The sequence below is a fragment of the Streptomyces sp. NPDC001904 genome, from assembly GCF_040297005.1.
GTDB lineage: Bacteria > Actinomycetota > Actinomycetes > Streptomycetales > Streptomycetaceae > Streptomyces.
Genome location: NZ_JBEOYI010000013.1, coordinates 198632 through 219025 on the forward strand (window position 1 = coordinate 198632; position 20394 = coordinate 219025).

A 20394-nucleotide genomic window follows, 5' to 3' on the forward strand; every position below is an offset into this window, starting at 1 on the left:
GTCCGTCGTCTGCGGGCCGGTGGGGGCTGGTCGCGCAGTTCCCCGCGCCCCTGGAGATGCGCACTTCGTGCGCGACCTCCATGAGAGGAGGCGTGGCCTCCCCTGGACGAGCGGAGCTCGTTTCAGGGGCGCGGGGAACTGCGCGACCAGCCCCCACCGGCCGTCAGCCGACGGACGAGCCCCGGTCGCCGCGCCCGGCAACACGCGCGGTTCCCGGGGCGGGACGTGCGTGGTAGACACAGCCGGGTCACAGTTCCTGTCCGCCAACAGGAGGTTGCACCCATGTCACGCACCACGGAGACGCGCACCACCGACTCGCGCACCACTGATGCACGACAGACCGCGACACGACGTCAGATCCTCGCCCGTACCAGCGCGTTGGGGGTGGGGATCGCCTTCGCCGGAGAGCTGTCCGAGCTGTTCACCGGCTCGGCGGCGGCCCAGGGGCGCGCCGGCTACGGCCCCCTGGTCGAGGACCCGGCCGGTCTGCTCGACCTGCCGAAGGGATTCCGCTACAAGGTCCTCTCGCGTGAGGGCGACGAACTCCGCTCGCGCGAGGGCAAGGTGCCGAGCAACCACGACGGCATGGCCGCCTTCGCCGGAGAGAAGGGCCGGATCCGTCTCGTGCGCAACCACGAGAACAGAGTCACCGGCCGCGTCCCGGTCCCCGTCGTCGACGGCCTCACGTACGACCCGATGGCCAAGGGCGGCTGTACGGCGCTCACCCTCGACCGGCACAACGACGTCCTCGACGAACGGGTCGCCATCGCGGGCACCGCGGTCAACTGCGCGGGCGGTCCCACCCCGTGGGGCACCTGGCTGACCTGCGAGGAGACCGAGGACCGGGCCGGCACCAACGGCTACACCAAGGACCACGGCTTCATCTTCGAGGTCGACCCCGTCGACCCGCGGCGCTCCGGCGCCGTCCCGCTGACCGCGATGGGCCGCTTCCAGCACGAGGCGATCGCCGTCGACCCGCGGCGCGGCGTCGTCTACGAGACGGAGGACGCCTTCGACAGGCCGTTCGGCCTCTTCTACCGCTTCCTGCCCGACAAGCCGCGCGGCGGCCTCGGCTCGCTGCGCGCCGGCGGCACGCTCCAGGCGATGCGGGTGCCGGGCGTGCCCGATCTGTCGGCGGTGCAGGAGACGGGAGCCACGTTCGGCGGCATCGAGTGGGTCGACGTACCCGACCCACTGGCGGCCACCACGGCGATCCGCAACCAGGACTTCGGCCCCCGGGGCATCACCCACGCCCAGAAGCTGGAGGGCTGCTACTGGGGCGGGAGCTGCGTCTACTTCGTGTCGTCGTACGCGCGCCGCGGCGAGGGCTCGGCCGCCGACCACTTCGGCCAGATCTGGCGTTACGACCCGTCGTCCCGCCGCCTGACCCTGGTCGTCGTGTTCGGACCCGACACCGACGTGCAGCTCCCGGGCGAGGAGCCGGACAACATCTGTCTCGCGCCCAGCGGCGGGCTGATGGTGTGCGAGGACGGCGAGGGCGCGCAGCACGTCTTCGGCGTGACCCGCAGGGGCGAGGTGTACGCGATGGCGCGCGGGCGGCAGAACATCGGGACCGCGCAGGAACCGGCCTGGGGCGAGTTCGCCGGGGTCACCTTCGCGCCCGGCGGACGGACGATGTACGTGAACGTGTACACGCCCGGGACGACGTTCGCGGTGACCGGCCCCTGGCACGAGTAGCGGCGGCGCCGGGACGGACGCAGGATCGTAGGACCTGACCGGAAGGGGCGCGCGGTGGCGAAGGGCAAGAGCAAGCAGGGCGGCAAGAGCGGCGGGAACGGCAAGAAGAAGCCCGCGCCCGCGCTGAGCGAGCTGCTGCGCGTCCCCGGGGGCGAGCGCGTCGACCTGTCGGCGTACGACGCGGCCGCCACCCCGGGCGGCCCGCGGGACAAGGCGTCGGGGGTCGCGGCCACCGCGGAGCTCGGCCCGCGCCTGGCCGGTCTCCAGGAGCGGCTGTGGGCCGCGGGCTCGGCCGGCGACCGGCGCCGGGTCCTGCTGATCCTCCAGGGCATGGACACCGGCGGCAAGGGCGGCACGGTCAAGCACGTCATCGGCCAGTTCAACCCGTCGGGCTGCCGCATCAAGGCGTTCAAGGCCCCCACCCCGCAGGAGCTGAACCACCCCTTCCTGTGGCGCGTCGTCCAGGCGCTCCCGGAGCCGGGCGAGATCGGGATCTTCGACCGGTCCCAGTACGAGGACGTGCTCGTCGCCCGCGTGCGGGAGCTGGTGCCGCGCGCCTCGCTCGGGCGCCGCTACGGGCAGATCAACCGGTTCGAGAAGACCCTCGCCGACGACGGCGTGACCGTGATCAAGTGCTTCCTGCACATCTCGTACGAGGAGCAGAAGCGCCGGCTGCTCGAACGGCTCGACAACCCGGACAAGTACTGGAAGTTCAGCCCCGGCGACATCGACGACCGCACGCTGTGGCCCGCCTACCAGGAGGCGTACGAGATCGCGCTGGAGCGCTGCTCGACGGACGCGGCGCCCTGGTTCGTGATCCCGGCGGACCGCAAGTGGTACCGCAACTGGGCCGTCAGCACGCTGCTCCAGGAGCATCTGGAGGCCCTCGATCCGCAGTATCCCAAGGCGGACTTCGACGTGGCGGAGTGCAGGCGGAGGCTGCTCGCGATGGGCTGATCGCACCGTGCGCGCCGGGGGAACCGGTGACGGACATGTCCGCCGTGCCCCGTGGGCAGGGTGGATTTATGACTCAACCTTCCGCACAGTCATGGGAGTTCACGGACGACCGGGGGCATCTGGCCGCCTCGCTCGACACACCGGCGCGGGTCGTCGCCTACATACAGGCCGGGGCGAGCCTGTGGGACCTCGGGACCCGGCCCGTGGGCATCTTCGGTTCGTACCACGACGGGGACAGCCCCGACCGCGCCAAGTCCGGCTCGCTGCCGCTCGACGAGGTGCCGTACCTGGGGGCCGGGGCCGGGCTCGGCCTGGACGACGTGCTCGCGGTGCGGCCCGACCTGGTGGTCGCGCTCACCTACGGGGGCGGGCAGGTCTACGGGATCGAGCCCGACACGGCGAAGCACCTGGAGGAGCACGTCCCGGTCGTCGTGATCGACGTGGGACAGGGACGGACCCTCGCCGGGGTGCGTGAACGATTCGCCGAACTCGGCCGGTCGCTCGGCACCGCGGAGCGCCCGGACGCGCTGGCCGGGCTGACCCGGGCGGAGTCGGGCCTGGCGGACCTCGCGGCGTCCCCGCAGGGCGCGGCCAGAGTGCTGGCCCTGTCGCCCGGCGGCCCGGACAGCGTCCATCTGGCACGGCCCGCCAAGTGGCCCGACCTGAGCGCCCTGACGGGGCTCGGGGTGCACACCGTCGAGCCGCCCGAGGGTCCCGGGGCCAACTGGCACACCGGCACCTGGGCCGACGCGGCCGAACTCGCCCCGGACGTCGTCCTGCTGGACGCCCGCGCGAACGCGGCGCCGTCCGCACAGTACGCCGGTGACGCCCACTGGGCGGCCGTGGCCGAGCGGGCCGTCGTGCTGCCGTGGAACCCGGAGACCCCGGCCAGCGCCGCCGCCCACGCGGCGTTCTTCGAGCGGCTGACCAGTGCTTTGCGCGGGGACGGCTGAGACAGGTTTTCCCTCCTGGGGTTCCGGGCACCCGCGCGGCAGTCCCGATGCCGTTGAGGGAGACGGAAATGGAGTGGTTGAACCGGGCCGCGTGCGTGCACGAGGACCCCGAACTGTTCTTCCCGGTCGGTTCGGCCGGGCCCGCCGTGCAGGACGCCGAGGCCGCCAAGGAGGTCTGCCACCGGTGCCCGGTCGTCGCCGAATGTCTCGACTGGGCCGTGGCCACGGAGCAGACGACCGGCGTGTGGGGCGGCACCTCGGAGCGCGAGCGGGCCCGGCTGATCAGAGCCGCGCGCCGGATGCGCGGCGGGCGGACGGTCCTGGCCCGCTGACCGGGTGAGCAGCTCCGCACGATGACCGAATAATCCCATTTACACAGTTATCGTCGCGGCGTAATCAGCTATCGCTCCCTCCGCCGCACCATGCTGTCGTGCGCCATCGGCGCCCTCGCGCTCGGAGCCGCCGCCTGCTCCGGCGGTTCCGGGCACGCGCCGCCGGGGCAGGCCGGGCGGCCCGCCGCGAGCCCGTCCGCCTCGGCGACGCCGACCGGTCCGCCCCGGCTCGCCCCGGGCCCCTCGGGCCTCACCCCCGTCTTCAAGAGCGCCGGGCGGACCGGAAGCGGCGCCCGGGACGCGCGGGACCGGACCGTCGCGCTCACCTTCGACGCCGACATGACCGCCGACCAGGGCCCGCGGGCCGCCGCGGGCGAGCACTTCGACAACCCGCGGCTCATCGCCACGCTGCGCCGCCTGAAGGTCCCCGCGACCGTCTTCATGACGGGTCGCTGGGCCGAGGAGTACCCGGCGCAGGCGAAGGACATCGGCGGCGACCCGCTCTTCGAGGTCGCGAACCACTCGTACAGCCACTACGCCTTCACCGGCGACTGCTACGGCCTGCCGACGGTGCCCGCGGCGGGGATGCGGGCGGACGTGGAGCGGGCGTTCACCGCCTTCCGCAAGGCCGGGGTGCGGCACGTCGTGCCGTACTTCCGCTTCCCGGGCGGCTGTTACGACCGGAGCGCGCTGCGGGCGCTCACCCCGGCCGGGGTCACGGCGATCCAGTGGGACGTGGTCAGCGGTGACGCGTTCGCGACGGACGCGGGCGCGGTGACCCGGCAGGTGCTCGACGGGGTGCGGCCGGGGTCGGTGGTCGTGATGCACTGCACGCGCAGCGCGGCGCCGACGACGGAGCGCGTCGTGCGGGACGTCGTGCCGACGCTGCGGGCGAAGGGCTACCGGTTCGTGCGGGTGTCGGAGCTGGTGGGGGCCGCGGCCCGGAAGGGCTGACGCGCCGCCGTACGCTGGCCCGCATGGCCGATGACCGCACCCCCGCCGCCGCGACCGCTCCCGAGGAGCAGTTCGCCGAATGCGTGCTGTGCCGGGAGCCCACGGAGTTCCCGGAGTCGACGAAGGGCGCGACGCTGTGCCCCGTGTGCACGTGGCAGGAGGCGCAGCGCACCGCGTGTTCCGGCTGACCGTCCGGTCACCGACGGGCCGCGGGAACGCGGCGGAAGCACGCCCGGCGGACTGGCAGACTGGAGGGCGTGACCAGCGACGACACCGCCACCGACAGCCCTTTCCGGTCCGAGCCCACCGCGCGGGACGAGGCGCCGCAGTTCGTGCTGCCGCTCGTCGTCCGGATCGAGCGGGCCGCGCCGCCGGCCCGTACGGACGCGCTGGAGACGGCGGCCCGCGCGGTGCTGACGATCCTCTCGGACGAGCGCTCGCTCGGCGACGGGGAGTGGGCGCAGGTGATGCGGGACTGGCAGGACGCGCGGATCCGCAAGGTGGTGCGACGGGCCAGGGGCGCCGAGTGGCGGCGCGCCGAGGCGCTGGAGGGCATCACGGTCGCCGGTGCCGCCGGGACCGAGGTGCGGGTCTTTCCGCCGGTGCCGCTCGACGGCTGGCCCAAGGACCTGGCGCGGCTCCAGGTCTCCGGCACGGATCTCGACGACCCCGAGCCGCCGGCCGCCCCCGGCGCTGCGGGGGTGACGCTCTGGCTCAACCCGGAGCTGGAGATGACCGCGGGCAAGGCGATGGCGCAGGCCGGGCACGGCGCCCAGCTCGCCTGGTGGGAGCTGTCGGACGCGCGCCGCAAGGAATGGCGCGAGGCGGGCTTCCCGCTGGCGGTCCGGGTGTGCGAGGACCGCGACCGCTGGGCGGCGCTGACCCGCGCCGGGCTGCCGGTGGTGCGCGACGCCGGGTTCACGGAGATCGCGCCGGGCTCGTGCACCGTGGTCGCCGAAGGCCCCCGGGACGGCAGCTGGCTGCCAGATCTCGGGCCTGCGTAAAGCACCCGGAGCACAGAGGTCACAGCCTCGAAGGCGACCGAATCGGACTCTGGCGGTCCGGCCCGCGGAGGCCTAGCATCAGGCGAGCAGCGCCGGACGGGCAGACCCGTCGGGCCGCTCGCACCACACCCCCGAGACCCCGGGTCCCCATCCGTCCGCCGTTCCCCGAGCGGCCGGGGGCGTTCACGCCGTCGTTCGGCCCCGGCCTCTCGTCCTTGCCGGCCCCTTCGGGGCGGTCTCCCGCCTGCCCCGGCCGGCGGGGACGGTGAGCACGCGAGCCGCGCAGGGGGAGGCGCAGGCTTCCGTGCCCTTGGGCCGCCGCCGATGCCGGCTCAGCCGCCGGCGGCGGCCGCTCCCCCGCCCGCGTGCGCGGAACCTCAAATGTTCCTCTGAACGTCTCCCCCCGTGGATTCGGCCGGACGCGGCGGGGCCATGACACCTGGACAGTGTCGGCGCGGAGGAGGGGGACGGACATGCGGCAGCTTCCGCGGCTGGGGACCGGAATCGGGTGGCGGCCGGAGATCGCCGACGTGGTCGAGGCGATGCCCGGGATCGACTGGGTCGAGACCGTCGCGGAGAACGTGTGCCCGGGCCATCTGCCCGACTCGCTGACGCGGCTGCGCGAGCGGGGCGTGACGGTCGTGCCGCACGGGGTCTCGCTGGGGCTCGGCGGCGCCGAGCGGCCCGACGAGGGGCGGCTCGCCGATCTCGCGGCGCGGGCCGAGGCGCTGGGGGCGCCGCTGGTCACCGAGCACATCGCGTTCATCCGGGCGGGCGGTGAGCGCACCGCGTCGCCGCTCCTCGAGGCCGGGCACCTGCTGCCGGTGCCGCGCACCCGGGACGCGCTCGACGTGCTGTGCGAGAACGTCCGGATCGCGCAGGACGCCCTGCCGGTGCCGCTCGCCGTGGAGAACATCGCGGCGCTGTTCGGCTGGCCGGGCGAGGAGATGTCCGAGGGGCAGTTCCTGTACGAGCTGGTGGAGCGCACCGGCGTCCGGCTGCTGATCGACGTGGCGAACCTGCACACGAACCACGTCAACCGGGGCGAGGACCCGGCCAAGGCGCTGGACGAGCTGCCCGTCGAGGCGATCGCGTACGTGCATGTGGCGGGCGGCTTCGAGCGGGACGGGGTGTGGCACGACAGCCACGCCCACCCGGTGCCGCGGCCGGTCCTCGACATCCTGGCGGACCTGGCGTCGCGGGTGACGCCGCCGGGCGTGCTGCTGGAGCGGGACGAGAACTTCCCCGAGGACACCGCCGAGCTGAGCCGCGAGGTGGAGACGATCCGGGCCACGGTGCGAGCAGCGGGCGGCCCCGCACCGGCCGCCACGACGGACGCGCCGGCCGCCCCGGCCGTGACCGGGGCCGGGGATTCGGTACGGGGACGGGTCGCCCTCGCCCAGACCGCTCTGCTCTCCGCACTGGTCGCGGGCACCCCGGCGCCGGAGGGCTTCGACCGGGCCCGGCTCGCCGTGCAGAGCCGGGCGCTCGCGAGCAAGCGGGCGGACGTCGTCGCCAAGGTGGCACCCGAACTGCCGGTGATCCTGGGCGCCCCGGCGTACCGGACGGCGTTTCTCGCCTACGCGGCACGGCGGCCGATGACCGACGGCTACCGGCGCGACGCGCTGGACTTCGCCGAGGACCTGCTGCTGGAGCAGCGGGTCACGGAGCCGGGCCCGCGCCGGCAGCTGACCGCCTGGTGGCTGGAGCGGTCCGGGCCCGCACCGCTGGCCGGGCGTCCGGTGGCCCGGGCGCTGCGGGCCGCGCGGTTCGCGTTGCGCAGGGGCTGACGTTGCGCGGGGGCTGGCCCACGGGCCGGGCCGGGTACACACCGGGTCGGGGCGCGCGGACCGCACAACCCCCGCGTCCCGTACGGCGGTCGGCGTAGACCGCACGGTTGCCCGGCACCCGGTGCCGGGGGCGCACTAGCGTGCGGTGCCGCACCAGGAGGCACCATGCGACTGCTCTCGCCGATCCGCGGCACCCGTACCGGCCCCCGTCTCAACGGGACCGCGCTCATCATCACCGGACTGCTGGCCACCCTGGCCGCGCTCGCCTTCCCCATCTGGTCCTACGCGGACCGGTCGGCCACCGGCCTGGACACGCTGGACGCGCAGACGGTGCCGACCAGGTTCGGCCCGCTGTCGGCGACCGACCGGCTCTTCATCACCAAGGTGCGGCTCGCCGGGCTGTGGGAGATGCCCGCCGGCCAGCAGGCCGAGGAGCGGGCCCCGACCAAGGCGATCGAGACGGCGGGCGAGCATCTGGTCGAGGGCCACACGTTCCTGGACGCGCGGGTGCGGGAGGTCGCGGCGCAGCTCCGTCTCGAACTGCCCAACCAGCCCAGCCCCCAGCAGCAGAGTTGGCTGCGGACGCTGACCGCGGCGAAGGGCCTGGACTACGAGCGCCAGTTCGCCAACATCCTGCGCGCCGCGCACGGCCAGGTCTTCGCGCTCGTCGCCCAGGTGCGCGCCTCGACCCGCAACACGCTCGTACGGGCCCTCGCGGACGACGCCAACACCACGGTCCTGGACCACATGAAGGTCCTGGAGGCGACCGGCCTGGTCGACTTCGACGCGCTGGCACGGAACGCGGCCACCGCGACCCCGCCGCCCGGCACCCGCTCCCCCGCGCCGCCCGGACCGACCGCGTCCCCGGCCCCGGCGACGCCCGTCACCCCGTCGCCGACGTTCCCGCTGCCGCCCGCGGCGTCCAGCCCCGCGCCCGGGCGATGAGTGTCCGCATGGTGAATATGCCGTAGCGGAAACTCGAAAACCTGTCATAGAAACACCCCATGTTCTGGGTCCTGTTCCTCCTTCTGGCCTGCGCGGCCGCCGCCGTCTCCTGCGGACGGCTGTGCCTCGCGGCCGTGCGCGCCGCCGACGGCGAGCGCGCCGAGGACACCGCGCGGAGCGGCGCGCACGACCTGTCGGACCACGAACTGTCCCTGTACGAGACGGCGTTCCTGTCCGGCGGGCCGGTACGGGTCGTGGACGTGACGCTGGTGTCGATGGCCCGCGGTCGCCGGCTGCTGCTCGCGCACACCGGCTGGGCGACGGTCGTCGACCCGGTGGGCGGGGACACCATGGAGCGCTCGGTGCTCGGCGCGATCGGTCCGGGCGGGCAGTCCAGGACGGCGCCGCTGCGGGCCGCCACCGCCGCGGGCGACGCGGTGCGCACCCTCGCCGACGGGCTCGTCGCGGCGGGTCTCGCCGTTCCGGAGGCCGCCCGCTCGGCCGTCACGGCGGCGGTGCGGCAGGTGCGCGCGGCGACCGTCGCGGTGATCGTGCTCGGCGCGCTCGCGACGCTCACCCCGGGCGAGGGCACCGAGACGCAGCGGACCCCGGTGGCGCTCTGGTTCGCGCTGCCGCTGCTGCTCACCCTCAGCTGCCTGGCCATCGCCCGGATCGAGATCCACCCGTACACGCGCTGGGCCTCGCCGGTCGGGCAGCGGCTGCTCGCCGCGCGTCCCGCCGCCGCGGGCACTCTGCTGGCGGTCGCCGTGCGCGGGCTGCGCGCGGTGGACGATCCGCAGGTGCGGGCCGCGCTCGACGGGTGAGCGCGGAGGCCGGGCCGACGCATCGGGGTCATTTGATCCGACACCGGCGACCCGGTGCTTTACATCACCAACACCCGCACGAAGTATCCGCGTATGAGACACGCGTTGCGAGCCACGTCCGTCCTCTGCGCCGCCGCGGGGTCGCTGGTCCTGTCCTCGCCGGCCGCCTCCCCCGTGTCCCCCGCCTCCCCCATCCCCCTCCCCGGCCCCGTCGCGGCGCCGGAACGGGCCGGGGTCGCGGTCGCCGCCGCGCGGGCCGCCGTCGCGGGCATCACCTGGGGAACCTGCCCCGAGGTGGAGGAGCTGGACGACCCGGTGCGCTGCGGCACGGTCTCGGTCCCCCTCGACTACGCGAACCCCTCCGGCAAGCGGATCGAGCTGACCGTCAGCCGGGTGGCGGCGCGCGGCGAGAAGAGCGAGCGGCAGGGCGCGTTCGTGTTCAACCCGGGCGGCCCCGGCGGCAACGGCATGTACTTCCCGCTGGCCGGCGCGATGCCGGAGTGGAAGCGCATCGGCGCCGCCTACGACCTGGTCGGCTACGCGCCGCGCGGGGTGGGCCGGTCCGCGCCGATCTCCTGCCAGGACCCGAAGCGCTTCGCGAAGGCGCCGACCCAGTCGCCGACGCACCCTTCGGCCTCGTACAAGAAGGAGCGCGTCGCACAGGCCAGGTCGTACGCGGCGGGCTGCGCGAAGAACCCGGGGATCGAGCACTACACGACGCTCGACAACGCCCGTGACCTGGAGGTCCTGCGGGCCGCTCTGGGCGAGCGGAAGCTCACGTACATGGGCGCCTCGTACGGGACGTACATCGGCGCCGTGTACGCGCGGCTGTTCCCCTCGCACGTGCGGCGCATGGTCTTCGACTCGGCGGTCGACCCCGACCCGCGGCGGATCTGGTACGGGAACAACCTGGAGCAGTCGGCGGCGTTCGAGCGCCGCTGGAGCGACTTCCGGACGTGGGTCGCCAAGCACGACAGGACGTACCACCTGGGCGCGACGCCCGAGGAGGTGCTGCGCTCGTACGAGAAGGTGCGCGCGGAGCTGGCGCACGAGCCGGCCGGCGGGAAGGTCGGTCCGGGGCAGTTGCAGTCGGCGTTCCTCCAGGCCGGGTACTACGACGACTACTGGCCGATGCGGGCCGCGGCGCTGTCGGCGTATCTGAAGGGCGACCCGAAGCCGCTGATCGGCCAGGCCACGCCGCCGTCGGGGGCGCGCGCCGAGCTGGAGAACGAGAACGCCACCGCCGTCTACACGGCCGTCGAGTGCAACGACGCACCGTGGCCCACGGACTTCCGCGTCTGGGACCGCGACAACACGGCGCTCGCGAAGAAGGCACCGTTCGAGACGTGGGACAACGCGTGGATGAACCTGCCGTGCGCGTACTGGTCCACGCCCCGCCAGCAGCCGGTCGACGTGCGGACGGCCCCCGGTGAGCTGCCGCCGACGCTGATCCTGGCCGCCGAGCGGGACGCGGCGACGCCGTACACGGGTGCGCGGGAACTGAACCGGCGGATCGCCGGGTCGGTCCTGGTGACGGAGCGGAACGCCGGCACGCACGGGATCGGCGGCGGCGCCAACGCCTGTGTCAACGGACACTTCGACGCGTATGTGCTGGAGGGGCGGGTGCCCGAGCGGAGCGGGGCGTCCTGCGCGGCGCACGCGGAGCCCACGCCGCTGAATTGAAGCCCCTCCGGCGATTGAGGAGCGGGGTCCGGGGCGGAGCCCCGCGGCCTCGGCCCCGCGCCGGAGGAGCTTGAGGGGTGCCTACGCGAGCCCGGCCACCAGATCGGCCACACTCTTGCGGCGCCCGGTGTAGAACGGCACCTCTTCACGGACGTGCCGCCGCGCCTCGGAGGCGCGCAGGTGACGCATCAGGTCGACGATGCGGTACAGCTCGTCGGCCTCGAAGGCGAGGATCCACTCGTAGTCGCCGAGCGAGAACGAGGCGACGGTGTTGGCCCGCACGTCGGCGAAGCCGCGCGCCATCTTGCCGTGGTCGGCGAGCATCTTGCGGCGCTCGTCGTCGGGCAGCAGGTACCAGTCGTAGGAGCGCACGAAGGGGTAGACGCTCACGTAGTTGCGGGGCGTCTCGTCGGCGAGGAACGCCGGGATGTGCGAGCGGTTGAACTCGGCGGGACGGTGCAGCGCCATGTTCGACCAGACCGGCTCCAGGGCGCGGCCCAGCTTCGTACGGCGGAAGAGGTTGTACGCCTCCTGCAGCTCGTCGGCCGTCTCCGCGTGCCACCAGATCATGAGGTCGGCGTCGGCGCGCAGGCCGGACACGTCGTAGGTGCCGCGGACCGTGATGTCCTTCGCCGCGAGCTGGTCGAACAGCTCCTGGACCTCGTCGGCGTACCCGGCCCGGTCCTCCGGCAGGACGTCCTTCAGCTTGAAGACCGACCAGAGCGTGTAGCGGATGGTCTCGTTGAGATCCTTCGCCAACTTGCCCTTGTTCGGGATACGGGCAGCCGCCGCGTCGGGGGTGGTGTTCTCGTCGCTCATGTCCCTCATTCTCCCGCGTCGCCGTGGGCGTCCGGCACCGGGTCCCCGTGCACCTCGTCCACGGCCGCGTACGCGCTCGCGATGCACGCCGGGATGCCGACGCCGTCGTACGCGGCACCGCACACGGCGACACCGGGCAGCCGTCCGATGTGCTCGCGGACGCGGGCGACCCGGTCGGCGTGGCCGACCGGGTACTGGGGCAGGCCGTCCTGCCAGCGCGTGACGTGGGCGTCGACGGGGGTGGCGGTCAGGGCGACGGCCTCGCGCAGGTCGCGGCGGGCGATGTCGACGAGGTCGGCGTCGTCGCGGGCGAGGTCCTTGTCGTCGCCGTAGCGGCCGACCGAGGTCCGCACGATGCGCAGGTCGGGGTTCTCCTCGGCGATCCAGCCCCACTTGTGGGAGGCGAAGGTGGCGGCCTTGATGGTGCGGCCGTCGACCGGCGGGACGAGGAAGCCGCTGCCGGGCGGGAGACCCGCCTCGCTCGTGCGGTAGGCGAGGGTGATCAGGGCCATGCTCGCGTACTCGATCGAGCGGAGTTCCTGGGCGGCGTTCGGGGAGGCGGTGCGCAGGACGCTGGCCGCCGCGGGGGCGGGGAGGGCGATGATCACTTGGGGGGCGTGGAAGGTGCGGCCCGATTCCGTGACCACGCGCCATTGGGGCCGGTGCGGTGCCGTCGAGTGATCGTCCTGCGTGGTTGAGCGCGCGGTTCCGCGCGCCCCCAGCTGTACCGCGCGTTCGCCGAGAATGATCTCGCCGCCCCTCTCGCGGACCGACGTCGCCACCGCTTCCGGGAGGGTGCCGATGCCGCCCTCGATGCCCATGAAGACCGGGGCGGGCTGCTCCGCGGGCTGGGGGGTGCGGGCCTGGATGGCGCGGACGGCCGCCGTCAGGGACGTGTGGCGGCGGGCCTCGTCGAAGAGCTGCGGGACCGCGCTGCGCAGCGAGATGCGGTAGGCGTCGCCCGCGTACACGCCGCCGAGGAGCGGCTCGACGAGGCGGTCGACGACCTCGCGGCCGAGCCGTGCCGCGACGTACTCGCCGACGGCGATGTCGTCGCCGATCGGGGTGGGCGGAAGGTCCGCGTCCTGCGCGATGCGGGCGAGGCCCTCGTCGGAGAGGACACCGGCGAGCGCGTCGGCGGTGCCGGGGACGCCCATCACGTGGCCCTTGGGCATGGGGCGCAGGGCGTCGCGGGTCCAGATCGAGGCGGTCGCGGTCGACGGCGGCTGGAGGCGGTCCCCGAGCCCGGCCTCCTTGGCGAGGCCCACGGCCTCGGGACGGCGGGCCAGCATCGACTCGGCGCCGAGGTCGACGCGCGCGCCGGCGATCTCGCCCGCGCGGAGTTTGCCGCCGAGCCGGTCGGAGCTCTCCAGGACGGTGACCCGGACACCGGGGTCCCGGTCGAGCAATCGGTGGGCGGCCGCCAGGCCCGTGATGCCACCGCCGATCACCAGGACGTCCCTGACGGTCTCTGTTTCCGTACGTGTGTCCGCTTCGCGCATGTCTCCCACTCTCTCAGAACGGACGGCCGACTCCGCCGAGTCCCGACCGTTACCGGTTCGCCGCCGCCCGGCAATCACCGAATGGCGCACTCGTGCGTCAAAGGAAGCGTCCGGCGACCGGCGTTTCTCTGGGGGTACGTTCATGCAGGCATCCGGTTCGAACACACTGCGGCGGGCGCCGCGTCTTCTCGCTCCGCTGCTGCTGGCCGCGGGCCTGGCGCTCACCGGCTGCTCGGGCGCGGGCTCGTCCTCCGGCGGGGACAACGCCAAGTCCGGCGTGCGGGCCGACTCCGCGGGCGCGGGGGACGACGCGGACTCCAGGGCCGCGGGCGGCGGCGCGGCCCGGCCCGGCGGCGAGGGCTCCGCGAAGGCGACGGCGCCGCCGAAGCTCACCGGCATCCACATCATCCGCACCGCCTCCCTCTCGGTCCGCGTCAAGGACGTGCCGGACGCGCTCGACGCGGCGCGCGCCGCGACCGAGAACGCGGGCGGCTATGTCGGCGACGAGGAGACCGACCGCGACGGCCACGGGCACGAACGCACCCGGGTCACTCTGCGGGTTCCGCAGGAGTCGTACGAGAAGGTGATCGGCCAACTCGCGGGAACCGGCCGTCTGTTGTCCCGGAACCAGAGCGCCCAGGACGTCACCGACCAGGTCGTGGACGTGGACAGCCGGGTCGCGTCGCAGCGGGCCAGCGTGGCGCGCGTGCGGGAACTCATGGACAAGGCGACGAAGTTGAGCGACGTCGTGGCACTGGAGGGCGAACTGAGCAGCCGCGAGGCCGCGCTGGAGGCACTGCTCGCCCAGCAGTCGTCCCTGAAGGACCGGACGACGATGTCGACGATCACGCTGAAGCTGTCCGAGGCGCCCGCCCCGAAGAGCGGCGGGGACGACGACGGGCCCGGGTTCCTGGACGCCCTGTCGGGCGGCTGGGGCGCCTTCGTGACGTTCCTGAAGTGGGTCGGGATCGTGCTCGCGGCCGTGCTGCCGTTCGCCGCGCTGGTGGCGCTGCTGGTGCTGGTGTGGCTGCGGCTGGTCCGGCCCCGGCTGCCGCGGCGGCCCGCGCCGGAGCCGGCGCACACGGCGCTCGGCCCGCTGCCCGAGCACCCCCGGTCCCGGGCGGGTGAGCAGGACTGACGCGCACGGTCCACGTAGCGTGGGCCCATGACTGCTGAGCGACTTGTGGTGATCGGCGGCGACGCGGCGGGCATGTCCGCCGCGTCGCAGGCGCGCCGTCTGCGGGGCCCGGACGAGCTGGAGATCGTGGCGTTCGAGCGGGGGCACTTCACGTCGTACTCGGCGTGCGGGATCCCGTACTGGGTGGGCGGACAGGTCGGCGAGCGCGACGAGTTGATCGCCCGGTCGCCCGAGGAGCACCGGGCCCGCGGCATCGATCTGCGGACGCGGACCGAGGTGGTGGAGCTGGACGTCCGGGAGCGGCGGGTGCGCTCCCGCGATCTCGGCAGCGGGGCCGAGTCCTGGACCCCGTACGACAAGCTCGTGATCGCGACGGGGGCCCGGCCGGTCCGCCCGAAGCTGCCCGGCATCGACGCGGCGGGGGTGCACGGGGTGCAGACGCTCGACGACGGGCAGGCACTCCTCGACAGCCTCCGGGCGACACCCGGGCGCCGGGCCGTGGTCGTCGGCGCCGGGTACATCGGGGTGGAGATGGCCGAGGCGCTGCTCAACCGGGGCTACGAGGTGACCGTGGTGAACCGGGGCGCCGAGCCGATGTCCACGCTCGACCCGGACATGGGCCGGCTGGTGCACGAGGCGATGACCGGCATGGGCATCACCATGGTCGACGACGCCGAGGTGACGGAGGTCCGCACCGGGGACGACGGGCGGGTGCGCGCCGTGGTCACGCGGGACGCCGAGTTCCCCGCCGATGTCGTGGTCCTGGGCATCGGCGTGCGCCCGGAGACGACTCTGGCGCGGGCCGCCGGGCTGCCGCTCGGTGAACACGGAGGCCTGCTCACGGACTTGGCGATGCGGGTGCGCGGGCCCGAGGCCGGCGGGGTCGTCTGGGCGGGCGGCGACTGTGTCGAGGTGCTCGATCTGGTGTCGCGGCGCGAGCGGCACATCGCGCTCGGCACGCACGCGAACAAGCACGGGCAGGTCATCGGGTCGAACGTGGGCGGCGGGTACGCCACGTTCCCGGGCGTCGTCGGCACGGCCGTCAGCAAGGTCTGCGACCTGGAGATCGCGAGGACCGGGCTGCGCGAGAAGGACGCCCGGCGGGCCGGGCTGCAGTACGTGACGGTCACCATCGAGTCGACGAGCCGGGCGGGCTACTACCCCGGGGCCGCGCCGATGACGGTCAAGATGCTGGCCGAGCGCCGCACGGGGCGGCTGCTCGGCGTGCAGATCGTGGGCCGCGAGGGCGCCGCGAAGCGGGTCGACGTGGCGGCGGTCGCGCTGACCGCCGGGATGACGGTGGAACAGATGACGGCGCTCGACCTGGGCTACGCGCCGCCGTTCTCACCGGTGTGGGACCCGGTCCTGGTCGCGGCCCGCAAGGCGGTCGCGGCGGTGCGCGCCAACGGTTAGGGGCGCCCGCCGCGTCCGGCTCGTGTCTGCCGCGCCCGCTCTATCGGGCTGTCTGCGTGTGGACGTAGTCGACGAGGCGGGTCAGGGCCTCCGGGTCGGTGGTCGGCAGGACGCCGTGGCCGAGGTTGAAGATGTGGCCCTCGAGTCCGGCGGCGGCGTCCAGGACCTCGCGGGCCTTCTCCTCGACCGCCTCGGGGGTGGAGAAGAGGATCGCCGGGTCGATGTTGCCCTGCAGCGCCTTGCCGGGGCCGACCCGGCGCGCGGCCTCGTCGAGCGGGACCCGCCAGTCGACGCCGACGACGTCCGCGCCGGCCTCGCCCATCAGGCCGAGCAGCTCACCGGTGCCGACGCCGAAGTGGATGCGCGGCACACCGTAGTGCGCCACCGACTCGAACACCTTCGCGGAGGCGGGCATGACGCTGCGGCGGTAGTCGGCGGGCGACAGCGCGCCGACCCAGGAGTCGAAGAGCTGGACGGCGCTGGCGCCGGCCTCGATCTGCACCTTCAGGAACGCGGAGGTGATCTCGGCGAGCCGGTCGAGCAGGTCGGCCCACAGCTCCGGCTCGCCGTACATGAGGGCCTTGGTGATCTCGTGATTGCGGGACGGGCCGCCCTCCACGAGGTAGCTGGCGAGGGTGAACGGCGCGCCCGCGAAGCCGATGAGCGGCGTACCGCCGAGCTCGGCGGTGAGCAGGCCGATCGCCTCGGTGACGTAGGAGACGTCGTCCGGGGTCAGGTCACGCAGCTGGGCCAGGTCGGCGCGGCTGCGGATGGGGTTGGCGATGACCGGGCCGACACCGGGCTTGATGTCGAGGTCGATGCCGATGGCCTTCAGCGGGACGACGATGTCGCTGTAGTAGATGGCCGCGTCGACGTTGTGCCGGCGCACCGGCTGCATCGTGATCTCGGCGACCAGCTCGGGCCGCGCGCACGACTCCAGCATCGGGATGCCCTCACGGACCTTGCGGTACTCGGGCAGCGACCGGCCCGCCTGGCGCATGAACCACACCGGGGTGTGCGGCACGGGCTCGCGCCTGCATGCCTTCAGAAAAGCTGAATCCTTGACTGCGTCGGTCGTCGCTGACGGCTGCTGGCCCGTGGCCTCGGTGTTGGCACTCACACGAGAGAGTTTCGCACGCTCGCGCGTCGCCCCGGGAACGGCGTCGGTGCCGGGTGTCCTTACCCGTGCGAGGGGTCCGTTCCCCTTAACCTTCCCCGCATGGCCGCGGCCGGCGAACACCGCAGGCGGCGCAGACGATGCCGACAGGATGAGTGAATCAGTGAGGGACGGGCAGAACGCTCGGGACATGAACGCTGCACAGAAGAAGGACGACACGGCGCCCGCTGCCCCTCTTGCCTTCCGCACGGCGGTCGACGCCCTGCGCGTCGCACGGCTGCGCCCGGAGATCGAGATCGACCCCACACGCCCGCCACAGCGCCTGGCTCCCTTCGCGTACGCGCTGGAGGCCGCCGTCGTCGAGCCGGGCCCCGACGCGGACGAGGCGGAGGCGCTGGCCGACGGCCGTCTGGTGCTGCTGCACGACCCGGCGGGGCACGAGGCGTGGCACGGCACGTTCCGGCTGGTGACCCTGGTCCGCGCGGAGCTGGAGCAGGAGATGGCGGCCGATCCGCTGCTGCCGGACGTGTGCTGGTCGTGGCTGACCGGCGCGCTGCGGGCGAGGGGGCTCTCCTACGGGGAGCCGTCGGGCACGGTCACCCGGGCCAGCTCGCACTACTTCGGCGGGATCGGCGACCGGCCCGCCGCCTCGCAGATCGAGATCCGCGCGTCGTGGACGCCGCGGGAGGGCCGCGGCGGGGTCCCGGACACGGCGGCGCATCTGGCCGCGTGGTGCGAGCTGCTGTGCCAGCTCGCCGGGCTGCCGCCGGCGCCGGCCGGTCCGCAGGGCGGTGAGGGAGGTGCGGTCGTGACGCTGCCGCAGCGCAGGGGTCCCCAGACACACTGATCCGAGGGGCGGTTTTCGGCCGCATAGGCCGTACCGCCCCTCTCGCATGTCCGCTGTCCGGGGGAATCGATTCGGTTCGATCTTCGGATCATCGATCGCTTGTCCGAATTGGGTGAATTGTTACTCACCAAATCGTGATCTTTCTCTAAAGGCGGGCGGGTTTGCTGCCGAAGACCTCAGTGACCTTGAAAGCACGGTTCGTCCCGGCTTCTTCCCCCGGCCGGCTCCGTCCCGCACCCCAGGAGGCCTGGTGTCCGTTCTTCTCGAGCAGCCCTCAAGCCTGGTCGCCTACCGCCCGAACAAGCCGACCGCGATGGTCGTCGTGGCCGATCCGCGCGTACGCTCCACCGTCACCCGCCATCTGTGGGCGCTCGGAGTACGCGATGTGATCGAGGCCTCGTCCGTCGCAGAGGCTCGTCCCCGCATCGGCAACCCCCGTGACATCTGCGTCGCCGACGTCCACCTCCCCGACGGATCCGGACTGACGCTTCTCTCCGAAACCCGAGCAGCGGGCTGGCCCAACGGCCTCGCCCTCTCGGCCGCCGACGACATCGGCGCCGTACGCAATGCCCTGGCGGGCGGCGTGAAGGGCTATGTCGTCACCGGCACCCGTACCAATGTCGGGCTGCCGAACCGCCCCGGCGCCGCTCCGATCGGCTCGGCTGCCGCCCGGATGCACCGCCGCCCCCCGGGTGCCCCGAGCCACCCGGGCGGCTACCGCGAGCTCTCCGGCCGTGAGGTCGAGGTGCTCCGGCTCGTCGCCGAGGGTCAGTCGAACAAGGCCATCGGAGTCTCGATGGGCCTGTCCGCCCTGACCGTCAAGAGCCACCTCGCCCGGATCGCCCGCAAGCTCGGCACGGGTGACCGCGCCGGGATGGTGGCGGTCGCCCTCCGGACCGGAATCATCCACTGACCCCTTCCCTCTCGCGGCTGGCCGGATCTTTCCGGTTTACGCACCTTGGGCGCCCGTCGACGGAACGTTCCGTCGACGGGCGCCGTCCGTTCACAGATACCCTTGACAGGTGACCGACGCCCAAGAAACCGCAGCAGACAGCTCACTGCGCACCACCGGAGCCCCGCGGCTGCAGCCGCAGACGCCCCCGGCTCCGGACACCGACGTCACTGCTGACGGGGCACCGGTCCCCCTGCTCGAACCCCGTGAGGGCATTCCTCCGGTGATCGCCGACCCGTCCGCGCTGGCCGATGTCGTCGCGGCCTTCGCCGCGGGCACCGGGCCGGTGGCCGTCGACGCCGAGCGTGCGTCCGGGTACCGCTACGGGCAGCGCGCGTATCTGGTGCAGCTGCGCCGTGAGGGTGCGGGCACCGCACTCATCGACCCCGTGGGCTGCCCCGACCTCTCCTCCCTCGGTGACGCGCTCGCCGACGCCGAGTGGGACCTGCACGCCGCCACGCAGGACCTGCCGTGCCTGCGCGAAATAGGCATGCGCCCCTCGCGGCTCTTCGACACCGAGCTGGCCGGACGGCTCGCCGGGTTCCCGCGCGTGGGCCTGGGCGCCATGGTCGAGAACGTGCTCGGCTACGTCCTGGAGAAGGGGCACTCCGCGGTCGACTGGTCGACGCGGCCGCTGCCCGAACCCTGGCTGCGCTACGCCGCGCTCGACGTGGAGCTCCTCGTCGACCTGCGGGACGCCCTGGAGAAGGAGCTCGACCGGCAGGGCAAGCTCGAATGGGCCCACGAGGAGTTCGACGCGATCGCCTCGGCGCCGCCCGCGCCGCCGCGCAAGGATCCGTGGCGGCGCACCTCCGGCATGCACAAGGTGCGGCGCCGCCGTCAGATGGCCGTCGTACGGGAGCTGTGGACCGCGCGGGACAAGGTCGCCCAGCGGCGTGACGTCTCGCCGGGCAAGGTGCTGGGAGACGGCGCGATCGTCGAGGCCGCGCTCGCGCTGCCGCTGAACGTGCAGGCCATGTCGGCGCTGCCCGGGTTCGGGCACCGGATGGGTCGGCGCCAGCTGGAGCAGTGGCAGGCCGCCGTCGACCGGGCCAGGGAGCTGCCCGAGTCGGAGCTGCCGCAGCCCGGACAGCCGGTCGCCGGGCCGCCGCCGCCGCGCGCCTGGGCCGACAAGGACCCGGCCGCCGCGGCCCGGCTGTCGGCTGCGCGGGCCGGGGTGACGGCGCTGGCCGAGACGCTGAACATGCCGCAGGAGAACCTGATCACGCCGGACACCGTACGGCGGGTCTGCTGGGAGCCGCCGTCCTCGGTGGACACCGACTCCGTCGCGGCGGCGCTGGCCGGGCACGGCGCCAGGCGCTGGCAGGTGGAGCAGGTGACGCCGGTACTGGTGACCGCCCTGTCGACCGGCTGACGGCCGGTGGGGGCTGGTGGGGGGGGGGGGGGGGGCCCGCCCGGCGCGGGGGGGGGGGGGGGCGGGGGGCGCGGGCCGCCCGCCGGGGAGC

Annotated in this window: 19 protein-coding genes; 16 read left to right on the top strand and 3 right to left on the bottom strand. The window is 73.8% G+C overall.

What is annotated here, in order from left to right:
- The first annotated feature begins 282 nt into the window (after nt 1-282).
- The 11 genes from ABT127_RS22225 (at nt 283) to ABT127_RS22275 (ending at nt 11140) form a co-directional block, all read left to right on the top strand.
- A complete protein-coding gene (locus tag ABT127_RS22225) occupies nt 283-1698 on the top strand; it encodes an alkaline phosphatase PhoX (protein WP_351452693.1) in 1416 nt (471 codons plus the stop codon).
- Between the two features lie 54 nt (nt 1699-1752).
- Nucleotides 1753-2655 carry a polyphosphate kinase 2 family protein gene (locus ABT127_RS22230; protein WP_502971757.1) on the top strand — a complete coding sequence of 301 codons (903 nt, stop codon included), beginning with the start codon at nt 1753-1755 and terminating at the stop codon, nt 2653-2655.
- 68 nt (nt 2656-2723) lie between these two features.
- Nucleotides 2724-3608 carry a substrate-binding domain-containing protein gene (locus ABT127_RS22235; protein WP_351452695.1) on the top strand — a complete coding sequence of 295 codons (885 nt, stop codon included), beginning with the start codon at nt 2724-2726 and terminating at the stop codon, nt 3606-3608.
- Nucleotides 3609-3676: 68 nt separating this feature from the next.
- Nucleotides 3677-3940: a WhiB family transcriptional regulator gene (locus ABT127_RS22240; RefSeq protein WP_351452698.1), complete on the top strand. Its 264-nt coding sequence runs from the start codon at nt 3677-3679 to the stop codon at nt 3938-3940.
- A gap of 90 nt (nt 3941-4030) precedes the next feature.
- The gene (locus ABT127_RS22245; RefSeq protein WP_351452700.1) at nt 4031-4894 is read left to right on the top strand and encodes a polysaccharide deacetylase family protein; all 864 of its coding nucleotides are present in this window, start codon (nt 4031-4033) and stop codon (nt 4892-4894) included.
- Nucleotides 4895-4917: 23 nt separating this feature from the next.
- Nucleotides 4918-5082, top strand: coding sequence for a hypothetical protein (locus tag ABT127_RS22250; RefSeq protein WP_351452703.1), 165 nt, complete (start codon nt 4918-4920; stop codon nt 5080-5082).
- Between the two features lie 69 nt (nt 5083-5151).
- On the top strand, nt 5152-5898 hold the full coding sequence (locus tag ABT127_RS22255; RefSeq protein WP_351452705.1) for an aminoacyl-tRNA hydrolase: 747 nt from the start codon (nt 5152-5154) through the stop codon (nt 5896-5898).
- Nucleotides 5899-6371: 473 nt separating this feature from the next.
- Nucleotides 6372-7688, top strand: a complete 1317-nt coding sequence (locus ABT127_RS22260; protein WP_351452708.1) for an MbnB/TglH/ChrH family RiPP precursor modification enzyme — start codon at nt 6372-6374, stop codon at nt 7686-7688.
- 165 nt (nt 7689-7853) lie between these two features.
- The gene (locus tag ABT127_RS22265) at nt 7854-8633 is read left to right on the top strand and encodes a DUF4142 domain-containing protein (RefSeq protein ID WP_351452710.1); all 780 of its coding nucleotides are present in this window, start codon (nt 7854-7856) and stop codon (nt 8631-8633) included.
- A 59-nt stretch (nt 8634-8692) separates the two neighbouring features.
- Nucleotides 8693-9457 (top strand): TIGR04222 domain-containing membrane protein, encoded by a 765-nt coding sequence (locus ABT127_RS22270; protein WP_351452712.1) that lies wholly within the window; start codon nt 8693-8695, stop codon nt 9455-9457.
- Between the two features lie 93 nt (nt 9458-9550).
- Nucleotides 9551-11140: an alpha/beta hydrolase gene (locus tag ABT127_RS22275; protein WP_351452715.1), complete on the top strand. Its 1590-nt coding sequence runs from the start codon at nt 9551-9553 to the stop codon at nt 11138-11140.
- Between the two features lie 81 nt (nt 11141-11221).
- Here the strand turns inward: ABT127_RS22275 and hemQ are convergent, their stop codons facing one another.
- Both hemQ and hemG read right to left on the bottom strand, forming a co-directional pair.
- Nucleotides 11222-11959, bottom strand: a complete 738-nt coding sequence (hemQ, locus tag ABT127_RS22280) for a hydrogen peroxide-dependent heme synthase (protein ID WP_351452718.1) — start codon at nt 11957-11959, stop codon at nt 11222-11224.
- Between the two features lie 5 nt (nt 11960-11964).
- Entirely contained in the window at nt 11965-13461 is a 1497-nt protein-coding gene (hemG, locus tag ABT127_RS22285; protein WP_351452721.1) for a protoporphyrinogen oxidase, read from the bottom strand.
- 142 nt (nt 13462-13603) lie between these two features.
- On the opposite strand from hemG, the gene ABT127_RS22290 reads away from it, so the two are divergent.
- Both ABT127_RS22290 and ABT127_RS22295 read left to right on the top strand, forming a co-directional pair.
- The gene (locus tag ABT127_RS22290; protein ID WP_351452723.1) at nt 13604-14599 is read left to right on the top strand and encodes a DUF4349 domain-containing protein; all 996 of its coding nucleotides are present in this window, start codon (nt 13604-13606) and stop codon (nt 14597-14599) included.
- Nucleotides 14600-14626: 27 nt separating this feature from the next.
- A complete protein-coding gene (locus ABT127_RS22295) occupies nt 14627-16012 on the top strand; it encodes an FAD-dependent oxidoreductase (protein ID WP_351452726.1) in 1386 nt (461 codons plus the stop codon).
- A gap of 40 nt (nt 16013-16052) precedes the next feature.
- Here ABT127_RS22295 and hemE read toward each other — a convergent pair whose 3' ends face one another.
- Nucleotides 16053-17132, bottom strand: coding sequence for a uroporphyrinogen decarboxylase (hemE, locus tag ABT127_RS22300; protein ID WP_351452728.1), 1080 nt, complete (start codon nt 17130-17132; stop codon nt 16053-16055).
- Between the two features lie 187 nt (nt 17133-17319).
- Here hemE and ABT127_RS22305 point away from each other — a divergent pair, with 187 nt between their 5' ends.
- The 3 genes from ABT127_RS22305 to ABT127_RS22315 all read left to right on the top strand — a co-directional run bounded on the left by ABT127_RS22305 (nt 17320) and on the right by ABT127_RS22315 (nt 20303).
- Nucleotides 17320-17976, top strand: a complete 657-nt coding sequence (locus tag ABT127_RS22305; protein WP_351452730.1) for a DUF3000 domain-containing protein — start codon at nt 17320-17322, stop codon at nt 17974-17976.
- Between the two features lie 250 nt (nt 17977-18226).
- Entirely contained in the window at nt 18227-18889 is a 663-nt protein-coding gene (locus ABT127_RS22310; RefSeq protein WP_324773580.1) for a LuxR C-terminal-related transcriptional regulator, read from the top strand.
- Between the two features lie 109 nt (nt 18890-18998).
- Nucleotides 18999-20303 carry a ribonuclease D gene (locus tag ABT127_RS22315; RefSeq protein ID WP_351452733.1) on the top strand — a complete coding sequence of 435 codons (1305 nt, stop codon included), beginning with the start codon at nt 18999-19001 and terminating at the stop codon, nt 20301-20303.
- Nucleotides 20304-20394: the final 91 nt, after the last annotated feature.

Bases quoted from the DNA above. Each gene is read 5' to 3' on its own strand.
- ABT127_RS22235 (WP_351452695.1), top strand. From the start codon at position 2,724: ATGACTCAACCTTCCGCACAGTCATGGGAGTTCACGGACGACCGGGGG.
- ABT127_RS22225 (WP_351452693.1), top strand. From the start codon at position 283: ATGTCACGCACCACGGAGACGCGCACCACCGACTCGCGCACCACTGAT.
- hemQ (WP_351452718.1), bottom strand. From the start codon at position 11,959: ATGAGCGACGAGAACACCACCCCCGACGCGGCGGCTGCCCGTATCCCG.
- ABT127_RS22250 (WP_351452703.1), top strand. From the start codon at position 4,918: ATGGCCGATGACCGCACCCCCGCCGCCGCGACCGCTCCCGAGGAGCAG.
- ABT127_RS22270 (WP_351452712.1), top strand. From the start codon at position 8,693: ATGTTCTGGGTCCTGTTCCTCCTTCTGGCCTGCGCGGCCGCCGCCGTC.
- ABT127_RS22240 (WP_351452698.1), top strand. From the start codon at position 3,677: ATGGAGTGGTTGAACCGGGCCGCGTGCGTGCACGAGGACCCCGAACTG.
- ABT127_RS22245 (WP_351452700.1), top strand. From the start codon at position 4,031: ATGCTGTCGTGCGCCATCGGCGCCCTCGCGCTCGGAGCCGCCGCCTGC.
- ABT127_RS22305 (WP_351452730.1), top strand. From the start codon at position 17,320: ATGAACGCTGCACAGAAGAAGGACGACACGGCGCCCGCTGCCCCTCTT.
- ABT127_RS22275 (WP_351452715.1), top strand. From the start codon at position 9,551: ATGAGACACGCGTTGCGAGCCACGTCCGTCCTCTGCGCCGCCGCGGGG.
- ABT127_RS22265 (WP_351452710.1), top strand. From the start codon at position 7,854: ATGCGACTGCTCTCGCCGATCCGCGGCACCCGTACCGGCCCCCGTCTC.
- ABT127_RS22295 (WP_351452726.1), top strand. From the start codon at position 14,627: ATGACTGCTGAGCGACTTGTGGTGATCGGCGGCGACGCGGCGGGCATG.
- ABT127_RS22260 (WP_351452708.1), top strand. From the start codon at position 6,372: ATGCGGCAGCTTCCGCGGCTGGGGACCGGAATCGGGTGGCGGCCGGAG.
- hemG (WP_351452721.1), bottom strand. From the start codon at position 13,461: ATGCGCGAAGCGGACACACGTACGGAAACAGAGACCGTCAGGGACGTC.
- ABT127_RS22290 (WP_351452723.1), top strand. From the start codon at position 13,604: ATGCAGGCATCCGGTTCGAACACACTGCGGCGGGCGCCGCGTCTTCTC.